9 protein-coding genes are annotated in these 13,053 nt (G+C 34.5%); all 9 read right to left on the reverse strand.

The features are described from left to right. Positions 1 to 25: 25 nt before the first annotated feature. From IDG63_RS09605 to IDG63_RS09645, 9 genes are read right to left on the reverse strand one after another with little or no spacing between them, the layout of a single operon-like run. Positions 26 to 190: an XkdX family protein gene (locus tag IDG63_RS09605; protein WP_000916020.1), complete on the reverse strand. Its 165-nt coding sequence runs from the start codon at positions 188 to 190 to the stop codon at positions 26 to 28. Then, positions 183 to 572, reverse strand: a complete 390-nt coding sequence (locus tag IDG63_RS09610; protein WP_001166599.1) for a DUF2977 domain-containing protein — start codon at positions 570 to 572, stop codon at positions 183 to 185. Before IDG63_RS09610 ends, IDG63_RS09605 begins: the two co-directional genes overlap by 8 nt. Continuing rightward, entirely contained in the window at positions 572 to 2,038 is a 1,467-nt protein-coding gene (locus IDG63_RS09615) for a BppU family phage baseplate upper protein (RefSeq protein ID WP_000067127.1), read from the reverse strand. The genes IDG63_RS09610 and IDG63_RS09615 overlap by 1 nt, the downstream gene beginning before the upstream one ends. After that, positions 2,038 to 3,948 carry a phage baseplate protein gene (locus IDG63_RS09620; RefSeq protein ID WP_000429558.1) on the reverse strand — a complete coding sequence of 637 codons (1,911 nt, stop codon included), beginning with the start codon at positions 3,946 to 3,948 and terminating at the stop codon, positions 2,038 to 2,040. Before IDG63_RS09620 ends, IDG63_RS09615 begins: the two co-directional genes overlap by 1 nt. A gap of 15 nt (positions 3,949 to 3,963) precedes the next feature. Then, positions 3,964 to 4,254, reverse strand: a complete 291-nt coding sequence (locus IDG63_RS09625) for a hypothetical protein (RefSeq protein WP_000179858.1) — start codon at positions 4,252 to 4,254, stop codon at positions 3,964 to 3,966. Beyond that, complete coding sequence (locus IDG63_RS09630) at positions 4,254 to 5,837, reverse strand: phage tail protein (protein WP_000384474.1); 1,584 nt, start codon at positions 5,835 to 5,837, stop codon at positions 4,254 to 4,256. Before IDG63_RS09630 ends, IDG63_RS09625 begins: the two co-directional genes overlap by 1 nt. A gap of 8 nt (positions 5,838 to 5,845) precedes the next feature. Then, positions 5,846 to 6,670 (reverse strand): phage tail family protein, encoded by an 825-nt coding sequence (locus IDG63_RS09635; protein WP_001190533.1) that lies wholly within the window; start codon positions 6,668 to 6,670, stop codon positions 5,846 to 5,848. Beyond that, on the reverse strand, positions 6,670 to 12,870 hold the full coding sequence (locus IDG63_RS09640; protein ID WP_001003424.1) for a phage tail tape measure protein: 6,201 nt from the start codon (positions 12,868 to 12,870) through the stop codon (positions 6,670 to 6,672). The genes IDG63_RS09635 and IDG63_RS09640 overlap by 1 nt, the downstream gene beginning before the upstream one ends. Before the next feature lie 13 nt (positions 12,871 to 12,883). Then, positions 12,884 to 13,042 carry a hypothetical protein gene (locus tag IDG63_RS09645; protein WP_000438833.1) on the reverse strand — a complete coding sequence of 53 codons (159 nt, stop codon included), beginning with the start codon at positions 13,040 to 13,042 and terminating at the stop codon, positions 12,884 to 12,886. Positions 13,043 to 13,053: the final 11 nt, after the last annotated feature.

A 13,053-nucleotide genomic window follows, 5' to 3' on the forward strand; every position in this document is an offset into this window, starting at 1 on the left:
AATTAAAAAGCCATAAGATTATAACCTATGACTCTAGATTTTCTGGATACTTTTCTCCTGTAATAATTGCATATTCCTCTTTATCTATAACTTCCATATCTACATACCACGCTATATCTTCTTTACTATATTCTTTCAATTGATACCATGTTTTAATATCTTCGAATGTTGGTGAAATTAATTTAAGCATTTTCAGTCTCTCCTTTAACCTCTTCTAATTTTTTATTAAGTGTCACAAGTTGTTTTGCCATTAGTGCATTTTGCTTATTAACTTGCATCGATAACTTTGTACTTTGAACAACTTGTTTCTGCATACTAGCAACCATTTTTCGTAAGATGTCATCAGAAGCGACTGTGTTTTGTTCTTCACTGTCAATCTGTTGATGCAAGTCATCTTTTTCTTCTGAATAATCTTCGTTAAAAACTATTTCCCCATTTGAATATTTAAAGGCTTTAGGTCTAAAAACTTGAGAGAAATTTTCTGGTAAATTTTCAATATCAATACCTTCTTCAAAGCCGCCAATGATAGCGTATGAAATTATCTCATTACGCTTGTTAACTAATATTTGCATTATTTTCTCACTCCTATAATTTTGTTAATTGTCCCTCTATTTGCGTTCGCACCAGAGCCTCTTTGACTTCCTAAGTCGAAATAGACATCGTTTGATATAGTTAAAGATGTACGACTAGATTTAGTTAATCCAAACTCATAAACACCTCCACCATTTCCATCACCATCTGGAAGATTTGAGGGATTCAATGAAATCTTTCCTCCTCCAAAAGGACTGCCAAACTCTGTAAAGTCACCACCTGGAAAAGTCCCATAAAAAATTAATAAAATAAATTGGTCTAAACTCTCATTTAAGTACAATGTAGAGCCCACACCATTTGCTGTTCCATCAAAAATAACCGAATACCTTTTATTAAACTTGTCATCTGCGTATAATTTAGCGTTACTTTCGGCCATATTAGCTTTTGATTGGGCACTTTGAACAGTTTCAAAAGGTGTATTGTAATCATTAATAGCTAATTCTGACCACTCAGACCATGAACCCGCTTCTTTTCTTTTAACAAACACTTTATTTGTACCGTTCGGTCGATAAGTCATACGCTTGTAATCTGAAGTTACTACTAAATATTCGACAGTACCGTTAGTACTAACATCTCTTGGATAATTTATAGCTTGCGAAACATAAATAAATTGGGTTGAATCACCTATTCTTTGTTCTGGATTATTAAAATCAAATCCAGTAATCTGCATTATCTTACCATCATCTTTAGTAATCTTAGCTTTTTGCCAATTTGAAGTAGAACCACTTGTGACTAAACCACCACTATTCACTGACTGCTTGAAGGCTTCATGTTTCTCATCCATATATCGCTTTTGCTCATCGAATGTTCTTGAATATGCTTGCGCTTTATTTTCCAAATCAGATATACGGCTATTAGCAAGTTGCTTTAATTCATCAATACTTGAAGATTTTGCTATTTGAATATCTGATAGACCTTTTTCTTTAGCTTTTTCAATCAGACTCGCATAATCCTCACCATTTTTTATAGCCTCGTCCATTGCTTTCGCGCGATCCATAATAGTTTTTTCTAATTCTTGAAACTCAACAATATAGTGTAGTTTTGTTTCAGAGGGAATCTTGCTAAACAAACTTTTTTCAACGTTAAATGTGATAGTTCTCTCTACAACTACCACGTCTGAATTACCTAATTCTGCAACCGAAACTTGAGCTTGATAACTTCCATCTCTTTTAATTACATCATTAGGTAATTGAAATTTTAAAATACCTTTAAATGGATCTAATATTTCTAGTGGAGCAACTACCATTACTCCTTTACCTCGAATCGCTATTCGTGCTTTGATATTTTCTTCACTCAGTAATAACGGTTGATTATTTTTAATGATATTAAAAAGAAGAACAGAAGAATCACTCTCTCCTGTTCTAAAAGTTATATCTAGATTTGAAATATTTTCATAATGCGCTGTGTTTTCTAAATTTATAGCTACAGATTTCTCTAAATTACTCATTAACTTATAATTCTCCCTTCGTGTAAAGTCCATGGCCCTGAACTTGTTTTACTATCATAATTTTTCAATAGTATCTCAGCAGATGCTGTAACACTATTACGAACTAGCCTATGAACAAAGCCACCTGTGTTTGAAGCTTCTACATATAAGTTCCAACCAGCTACCCCTTTACGTTCAGTTGGAAAATCTGTAAAACGTTTTGTATCATCCGTAGTTAAATAAAACGACATGCCTACTATGTTAATATCTGACATTTTTGTGATGAATGAAGGTACTCTCTCCCATTTACCACTATTTTTAGGCACATAATTCCAGTCCGAAATGTCTCCAGTTCTTCCAGAAAGCACCCTTTCAAAAGTCATCATATTCCTTGCATAACTATTACGCGTCAATATCTGAATTACATCACCGCCAGTTTGTGGTGGCTTAACTTCCAAGAACCAACCTGCATCACGCCATTCTCTTGGTAATGGGAAATCATCGATTTGAACTGTATGATCAGTGTATAAATAGTAAAGACCTGGCTCTGTTAACATCCCAAGATTCTTAAGTTTATCAGGCCTCATTGGTAAAGGTTTAACTCTACCACCTGTGTCACTCATGATAAAAGGAACGCCTCTTGAGTGAAGTATTTCTAAAATACCTCTTTGCCCAATCATGAAAATACGATGTGTTCTATTTCCATCACCACCGACAGTAACACCTAGCATCAAAGCTTTTTTACCACTATCTTTGTCATAGTATATTTGCAAACCTTCTGCTTCCGCAAATTCGCCAGGAAATGAATCTAGTGTTCCACCATAGTCAGCATTAACCTGATACGCTTCTTCTCCTGTTTCTAAATCGAAAGCCGTTAAATAGTTTCTATTATTTGGATTACTGTCTCCTGTATACCAATACAAGTATTTTTCATCAAAAGTCACACCCTGCATTGGTTGGGTTTCGTTTGTTAGTCTCATAGGGATACTGATTTTATGCAAAACTTTATCAATATTTTTATCAACATCGTCTAAACTTCTTATCTCTATATAATTCATTGAGTTTTCAAGTTCCCACTGACTTCTAGGTCTCTCAATTCTGTATAGAATTTTATTTTCTTTTTCATTTATGACAGGGGTGATGTAGGGTTTTTCTGGGTGTCCTGTAAATACATCTTGCATACCATACTTGCCATAGCTAATTTCCACATTAGGCGTATACTTGAAACGAACTAATGTATTCTCATTATTACCATTTAAGATAAAACTATAAATCCATAACTCATCATCAATATATCTATAACCGTTATGTGTACCATGACCCCCACCTACAATCAATGAGCTGTCTATAAATTGACCATTAGGTCTTAAACGACTTAGCATATAGCCATTATTTCTAGCTTGTGTCATGTATACTATGCCTGTTCTATTATCAAACCAGAAGGATTGCATTACTGCATTTGTAAGAGGTGCAAGTTCTGTCACAAATAAAAACTCTTGCTTATCAGGTTCAAAACGATACTCGATATCAAGAATTTCTTGTTTGGTCTTATTTAATTCTCTTATAGTTTCCTCTTTATTAATTTGAGTTTTGGTTTCCCAATCGTCTAAATGTTCTTTTAATGTGTCAAAGGTTTCGCCGTTTACATTAACTCGAGCTTGAACAATCTCATTAGCACTGTTATTACGTGGTGCCACAACAAGTGCGTTAATTTGACTTTGTAAAGATTTGTTTACTGCTGCTTGCGATCTACCATTATAATAAATTTGCTCAGCGAAGTGTTGCATTGTTTTAGCTTTCTGATGCAACTTAAACTCTGTTGTCAAGCCAAGCGCAAATTGCTCTATTCTTTGCAGGTTTTGAATTTCTTTAGCTCTATAATCTCGACCTGCTAAAGCTCCCAAATCCTTTATTAAATACAAATTTTCCATAATGCACCTTCCTTTCTAATAAAATAGCACTGTACCAAGTTTCCCACTATCGTCAACTGTTATTTTCCACAATTTACCGTTTGGGGATTTCTGTACAATGCTATTTTGAATAATTCCTGCTTCGCCTATTTTTAATTTATCTAATTTATTTTTATCATCTACCGAAATGATACCGTCTTGAGGCAATCCATCAATATCACTACTGCCTGCATAAGGTATCCCATTTATAGCTTTCCAGTGTGTAGCTGGAAAGTACTGTTTATCGTTTTCAAGTAGCGCTTTGATTTTAACTTCTTCTGTTGCCATTATATTAATACACTCCCTATATCCATTGTCTCGAAAGGAGAATTCAAAGTACTAGTGTATAAATGATTTATACGATTTGCTTGATAGTTATATCTATTATCTTGTGCAATAACTCGTCTGTTAAGTGCTTGTTGAATTTGTACCATATCTTTTATTTCATTGCTGAAAGACACTTCATCTATTGCGTTTACAAATGGATGTGACCTATCAAGTTTAACAACCTTTAATTCAGTGTTATATCCCATTAATTCATGAACAAAAAATACGCTATCTCTTGGCTCTATTTTTTCATAACCTATATAATTAACATCTAATTCAGTCTTAGGAGTATCATTTATTTGCTTTTTTGCAAATTCTAACAGCTTATCCTGTGTTTCGATATCTTCATTTGTTTGCGTATTAGCATATCGAATCCCAAACTGCTTTGCACTATCTGCGACGTAGTCGACAATTGCTTTGTATTGATTGCGACCTGAATTATCAGCAATTAAATTTAAGACTGTTGATTTTTCAGTTCCAACATACATACAAGGCTTAGCTTTTTTATTTGAAGATATATCAATTCTATTTTTGGGGTCTTCTCCTAAAAATATCATTTCTAAAACGTGCTTGCCTTTATCAATATTTTTTATTAAATCTATTGTTTCAGACTGAACCGACTTAGCAAAACAAGAAATTTGCTTAATTTGCTTGCCGTCTAAAATCAACTTATATATTCCACCTTGAGAGCCCTTTTTTATTGTAAATCTAACTGTTTCATTACCATACTTGCAATCAAAGTTAATAGTAGCTTTAGACCCAATTGTTTCGGTACGATAAGTACCTTCTTTTATAAAACCATTTGAATATTTAATGTCAGTTGTTCTAATAGGATTATAATTTTTCTTTTCCTCAGCTGTATACTTTTTTCCAAAAACTTTTATAGCTGTTCTTAATTCCAATGTACTGACAGTTGCAGATACAGTATCAGTATTATATTGATATCGAATCACTTTCTCGCTTCTTTGATAAAATGTTTCAGGAGAATAAAAACCAATCTCTGTATCATTTGGGTAAATTATACAGCCAAACAGGTCTACCGCTTCTTTACAGTATTCTAAGCCGTTTTTGTTACCTAATTCGTCAATCGGTACTTTTCGCTTAAAATCTCCAATTATTTTATAGGTCATTTTGACCGAAGTTTTTTGATTTGCAAATCCATATCTTAAGTACTCATCTAAAGAGTATTCTGGCGTTTTACCAGTTTCGCTACTGTCGTCATCAAGCTTATTTGATTCCACTGAGTGATTTTGAAATTCATACATTATGTGATATGCCGTAACTTCAATAAAAACTTTATCACCTTCAACCTTTGGCGCTGTCTGCTTAATTGTATATTTTTCACCATGATAAATTATGAAGTTTTCACAAATCAATAAATCAAAAACAAAACTATTATGAGTAGTTCTATAAACTGTAAAGGTGATGTACCTAGCTTCATTCAGTTCATAATATTCTTTAAAAGAACCATAATCTACATCTAGTAAATTTTCACAAATCAATTCATTAAAATCCATTACTGATAAATGATCATGATAATCCATTAAATCACCTACCTATAAATAAAAGGAAACTTAAATGTAGTTTTAATATCACTGACGTCTCCTTTAATCTTAAATTCATTTTTACCTGGCGCTAATGTTATAATGCCTCTATTTGTATCAATTCCCACTCTATTTATATCTCGATATGCATACACACCATCTAAAACAAAATCAGTGTTTTTATCTATACTTTTGTTGTACTTAAAAATATCACCTGTTGTATAGTTAACCAGTTCAAATCCTCCACTCGCATTTAAATTAATTAATATTTTCAAATCGTGCTTGAATCGTGGATTTATCGTATCAGTAGAACCGTTCCAAATAGTAAATTGATTTGATGTATGAGTATATTTAGGTGTGAAATCAAGAGGAATTCCATTTTCAAACATCCAATTAGAGTCGAATAAGAACTCGCTATCGGTCCAATTAACTGATTCAGAATACCCTTTATAAACATTTAAACTTACTTCAATTTCAGTTGAAGAACCATCTTTTAAATTAGATGTAACATTAGCTGTATTCACTGCATATTTAACACCAGGCATTTGAGAAGTAATAACATAATAAGGATGTCTGCGATTAAACACAGATCTAAACCAATGCTCAAATAAATTTAAATCTATAACATCTATACCATCATAGCCAAACCTTAATACTAATGAAAAAGGCGCAAAACTAATTGCGCCCGGTAAAATACCATCTACTCCGTTAATAGTTACACTGTTATCATTGGTGTTTGGACTTTCAGCCCTTGCATCTAAAAATATAAGCTGATTAAAATCTGTTATTACTTCTTCCTTGTAACCATCTATGATTTTTACAAAAGATTGCATTAATTAGTCAAACCTCCCATATAATTATTTGCATTTGCTCTATGCCCACTTTGTTTTGACAATATTTTTTCTAAACCTCTAATTGCATCATTAGAACCTAAGTTATTATCCTGAGAAGAAACAGTTTGAATCAATGCATCTGTTAATTTATTTCCTTTATCACTTAACATAACAATTTGTTTCAACAATTTTTCAACTGTTGAAGTATCATTATTTACAGTGATGTTATTTGGCTTGCCATCCATACCGATGATGCGCATAACCTGTTCAGTTAATTGAATTGCTCGTTTACGTCTAGTTAAAGGGATAACCATTTCCTGTTTATCTCCTTCACCCACTTCAGCAAGTTGATGCTTTGTAATCAAACCACCATTCGCATATCTTCTTGGACCACTTGGAGACCAACCACCTCTTGGGTTAAACTGTGAGCGCCAATATCTGTTGTTAAAGAACGCTAATAACTGATCGTAACCACTATATATATTGTTGTGACCTCTAACAGCATAATGTCTAAATGTTTGTGGGATATATTGAAGCAATCCTTTTGCTGGATTGCCCTGTAAAACGTTGATGTCTCTAAGCGCACTAGATTGAGTTATACCTGCATTTCCTCCTGATTCGTGTTGAATCAAGCTAATAATATTTCCTACATCACCCGAAGTAACATTAACACCCATTCGTTTTGCTGCACGACGTATATCGCCTGCCCAAGCAGATGCAGCCTTATTAACACCTGAACCACTTCGAACGCCACTACCTTTAAGTGACTTCAACCATTTTTCTGGATCTTTAGCTGTATCATTCCCTGGATGTGACCCTTGCATCAATTGGAAATGTAAGTGTGCTCCTCTAACGAAATTACCTGTAGCACCTGATTTCCCTATCAGTTGACCAGCTTTAATACGTTGGCCTTGTCTTGCTAATTGCTTAGATAAATGCATATACCAGTTCCATTCATTAGCACCAGTCTTAATTTGTATAGAATTACCGCCACCGTAATCAGTCCATACCTTATCTGCTATACCACCTTTAACGGCATAAACGTTTGTTCCAGAAGGCATACCAAAGTCTATACCATAGTGACGACCGCCATTAAAGTTAAGTCCACCTGTGTAGCGTCCAAATCTTTGCCAGATTGGATATTCAAATAGATAGCTTCCATCGCCTCCACCACCGAAATCTTCAAACCACGATTTTACTTTGTCTACTAATTTCTTTTTGAGCAATGAGTATGCGCCTTTAGCTATTTTTACTGTAGCGTTAGCTCCGCCTCCAAAATTAATATTTAAACCTGACATTACTTTATTTACTAGTTTCCCTGGATGTTGTACGTAATCCCACACATCGCCGATTTTATCGCCTAACCAAGATGCACCATCTTTGATTTTATCGCCTGCTGCTTCAACCATTTCTTCTGCACCTTTTTTGATATTATGCGCTGTGTTTTTAGCTGTAGCTCCAAATTCTCCTGCTTTTTTACCTATATTACCTTTAAGTTGGTCTAGCCAATCTTTCTTTTTCGTACCTCCATGAAACTTTGGTAAAACACCCATACGCTGTAACTTCAGAGTGTCATTAGCATTTATTACGCTATCCCCAACTCCTAGTGGAACAACCACATCTCGTCCTTGGGGTGCATGGAATGTTCCGTCAGCCCTGTGAATTACTTCTTGAACTCCACCACCTGGGGCGTTTCCAGAACCTCTATCATTTAATACAGCAAATGTCGGTTGCGTTAATGCTCCCGAATTATCGGTAGCTACACCCTTTCCTGCTAAAGTACCAGTAGACAATGTAGGTATTGGCTTGATGAGATTTTTATCAGTAATGGCTTTAGATATTTTATTAATACCGCCAATCATGCTATTCAAACCGCCAATAGCTTTATTAGCAACATTTTTACCTAAATCAGCCGCAGCTCTTCCCATGTCTTTACCAATATCTCTAATCCAATCATATGTTTTGGATAGCCATTTTCTAAAACCATTAAATACTGATTTAGCGTTAGACCATGCCGAACTTGAAATTGCATCAAAACGATCGTGGGCTCTTGAATACATATCCCCAGTCCAATCTTTTAAAGATTTGTATGAGTTACTAAACCATTTCGATGTTCCTTTCCAAACGGATTTTGCATTCGACCAAGCTGTACTAGAAATATTATCCCATTTCGCGCGAGATTTATTAGCCATATCCGTTAGCCAGCCCTTTGCACTTTTATATGCATTGCTAAACCATTTTGATGTGCCTCTCCAAATAGATTTTGAATGCGCCCAAGCTTTATCTGAAGCATCTGAATACTTTTGCTTAGTTTGATTGTAAATACTTCCTGTTGTCGATTTAACAGATTGCCAAGCTTTTCCAAACCATTTACCAGTACTATTAGCTATAGCCTTAGTGTGGTATCCTACAGAACTTTTGGCTGAGCTCCAACCTGAACTTAATTTGCTTGGAATCCCTTTGATTCCGCTCCACATTTTTTTCATTTCGCCGCCAAAATGATTAGCATTTCTGCCCATTTTACTAAAGGCTTCGCCAGTTTTACTTTTTACGCCGTCCCAAGCATTTCCAAACCATTTCTTTATATTTTCTCTGTTTCTACGAGCTGTTTCTTCTTGTTCTTTAGCGTATTTATCGCTTTTTTTCTTTTGGTCTTCTCTAAAGTTAGACCACCAACTTTTAAGGCCATTCCACCACTTTTCAGTATTTTTATATACACGTCCACTGGATAAATCCATTTCTTTATCAATATCTTTATTCTGCTTTTTAACAACATCTACTACAGCATCTTTTTTAGATTTTGCTTTTCTTACTTCATCTTTATGTCTTTGATCAGCAATAGCTAACAATTTATCTTTTTCAGACTTAGAAAGGTTGACGTTATTTTTTATAGCAATGACATCATCTTCATATTGCTTGTCCACTTCTTTTTTTCTTGCTTTTCTTGCTTTTTCTGCTTCTTTAATTGCTTTGCTCGCTTCGTCTATTGAATAAGCATTTCTGTTTCTTTGCATTCTTACTAAAATACGCTCTTGCTCTTTTTCAGTCTTACTCAATTCTTTAACAGTGATATCACGTCTTTGATTTTCAAGCTTTTCAATTTCTTTTCTTTCATTTTCTGAAATCTGACCATCACTCAAAGCTTTTTCTTTCAATTCTTTGATTTTCTGATTGAGTTCTTGCTCTTTTTTAATTCGCAAGTCATTTTTTTCTTTAGTTCGAGTTAAAATGTTTTGCTTTTCTTGTTCATCGAATGCACTATACTTATCAATAAGTTCTTGAGTTTTTTCGAGTTCCTTTTTATTTCTTTTTTCTATTTCAGCTATAAGGTTATTAGATAAATCCGTTTCAATTTTCAAAAGTTTTTTTGCTTTGTCTTCTGATATCTGACCCGAGTTTAAACGTACTTTTTCCATGATTCTGCTATTTTCTTCAGAATAATGCACATATTTTTCTAAAGCTTTTTCTGTTTCTTTTGAAACACCTTTCCCTAACACTTTTACAGTATCAGACGCTTTTTTAGAAGCTGTGCCCATGGTTTGCATAAATCCTTTAAACTTGTTGACTCCTACTTTGAGAAGGTCATCGTCGCTTAATGATTTATAACCATCTTTCATATCTTTTGAAAACTTTTCTTTGAAGCTTTTGCCGATACTTCCAAGATAGTTTTTAAACTCTCCTAGCTTTCTAACAGCGCCGCCAATAATTTTACCACCAAAAAACTTTATAGTTTCTCCTAAACCGTTAATACCGTTTCTGAACCATTCCACACGATCATATGCGGTTTTAAAAACTTTATACGCAATTGTAATAGCAGTTATTGTAGCACCTATAGGTCCTGTTAAAAACCTTAAGGCTACACCCGCAAATCTTGCGCCTCCACTTACTGCAAATAAAGATTTTGCAGCTAATCCTAAACCGTTTTTCAAAAGTTTGAACGGTAAAATTGCTAGCTTTGCAGAATTTTTCAAAACATTTATAGGTTTTAAATTAAACATCATAGCTCCGGCTAACCCTTTAAAGCCTTTTGACGTTTTTCCTGTTGTAGAACCAAGAAATAATGTTTGAAGACCTAAAGATTTCATTGCTTTTGAATTAGTATTTGAAAGGATTGTATTTTCAGCAATACGTCTATTTAATGACGCATATCCTTTAGCAGCACTTCCAACTGTACGTATTAATAACCCTCCAGCAAGAACTGCAGGTCCAATTGCTGCACCAAAAAGTGCTAATCCTACTGAAGCTTTTCTAACCCAACCAGGGAGATGTGTAAATCCATCAACTAATTTTGTTAAACCTTCCGCTCCTGCTCTAATCATAGGCGTTAAATCTTTACCGACTTCGATTGCTAATGATTCAAAAGCGCCACCTAATTGTTCCAGAGCGCCTTTGAGATTATCTTTCATCAAATCTGCTGCTTTTTTACTTTCGCCATTGGAATTCTTTAAGGATTTACTATAGCTATTAATTTTATCTGGTCCCGCTTCAATCAAGGCTAAAAATCCACTTGCTGCTTCAGTACCAACTATTGTAGCCACTGTAGCTAGTTTTTGTTCTCTCGTCATGCCTTTCATATTATCTTGGAACTGTCTAATCAATTCACCCATGCCAACAAATTGACCTTTAGCATCAGACAAATGAATACCTAATTTTTTCATTTCCTTAGCTGTATTTTTACTTGGATTAGCTAGCCTGATAAATGAAGCTCTTAGGGCAGTACCTGCTTGAGAACCCTCTAAACCTGAGTTAGATAAAACTTCAATTGCTGCGGAAGTGTCCTCTATTGAAACTCCTAATGCTTTTGCAGGAGTACCAGCATACTTCAATGCATCTCCCATGTACTGAATATCTGCAGCACTATCATTTGCTGATCTCGCAAGTAAATCAGCAACATGATTTGCATCAGATGCTTTTAAACCGAAAGAGTTAATCGCTGAAGCCATTACAGTTGCAGTTGTAGCCATTTCTGCACCACTTGCTTCTGCTGCACTGATAACACCTGGCATAGCCTCCATTGTTTGTTTGGCATTAAAGCCTAAAGCTGCCAATTCTTCCATACCTTTAGCAACTTCGTTAGCACTTTTACTGGTTTTAGCTCCTAAGTCAACTGCTTGATTAGACATGCTTTTCAAGTCTTTACTGCTTGCTTGCGCAATCGCTCCAACTCGAGACATTTGGCCTTCAAAGTCTGCACTTGTTTTTAATGCTGCACCTAACCCTAAAGTAATTGGTGTAGATACGCCCATCGTCATTGTACGTCCCAGGGAAGTCATTTTGTCTCCAATAGAACTAAATTTCTTTGACATGACATCCGCTTGACTTGCAAGTTTACCGAAATGACTTTGAGCTATCATTTGTTCTTTATTAAAAGTCTTCATTTCGGATGAAGCTTTATCTATTGAACGCTCCAAATTATTTAAAGCAGCTTTTTCTTTATTAACAGCTGTTTCAGCTTTTGCGACATTAGCGCTATGATTCTTAATAGTATTGTTTAAATCATTAAATTCTTTTTCTGTTTGCTTTAATTTAGTATTAGTTTTAGCGTAAGAACTTTCAATTTTATCATTTGATTTTGAAAGATTGTCATTTTGCACTTTTAGTTTTTGAACTTGATTGCCTTCTTGTTTATATTGTTCAACAAGTGCTTTATGCTTAGCGGACTGCTTCTGTACTGCGTCACTTGCTCTTTTTAGTTGTGCAGTAGTAGCTTGGTTACTATTCTTAAGCTTTTGTTCTGCATCTCTCAACTGTTTAAGTTTTTGATACGCATCTTGTTTACGTTGATTTGTACGTTTATATTGATTTTCAGCTTTTTTAAGTTCTGTATTCGATGATTTTAAGGCTTCTTTAGATTTATCAAGAGCTAATTTTTCTTTTTTATTGGCTTCTACTAACTTTAAATATGCTTTCTCAACATCTTTTACACTGGATTTAGCTTTTTGGTAATTAGCGTTAACTTGTTTAAGCTCATCTTCTACTTGAGAATACATCTTTTTTTGAACTTTAAGCCTATCATTTAACCCCTTAATTCTCGCCTGATATTTTTCCATTGATTTTTCAGACTTATCAAATGCTGACAGATTAGCTTTCATTTCACTATTAACAACACCTAATTGTCGCTTTAAACCTTTCATGCCTTCTTGGACACCTAAATGGTCTAATTTCAGCTCCAAGGTCATGCCTTCTACTTTTTCATTCATATTAACCTCCTTTCTAGCTTCCAAAAAGTTTTCTTAAATCCGTACCTGTAATGACTTTTTGTTCACTTTGTTTTTCTTCAGTCTCTTCTTTATTCTCTTCATTAAGTATTTCTAAAAGTTTTACATACGGCTGTTTTCTGACTTCAGTTAATGTCCACCCATACTGCTCCATACAGAAACGTT

The organism is Staphylococcus sp. EG-SA-14 (genome assembly GCF_017151935.1).
Lineage (GTDB): Bacteria > Bacillota > Bacilli > Staphylococcales > Staphylococcaceae > Staphylococcus > Staphylococcus aureus.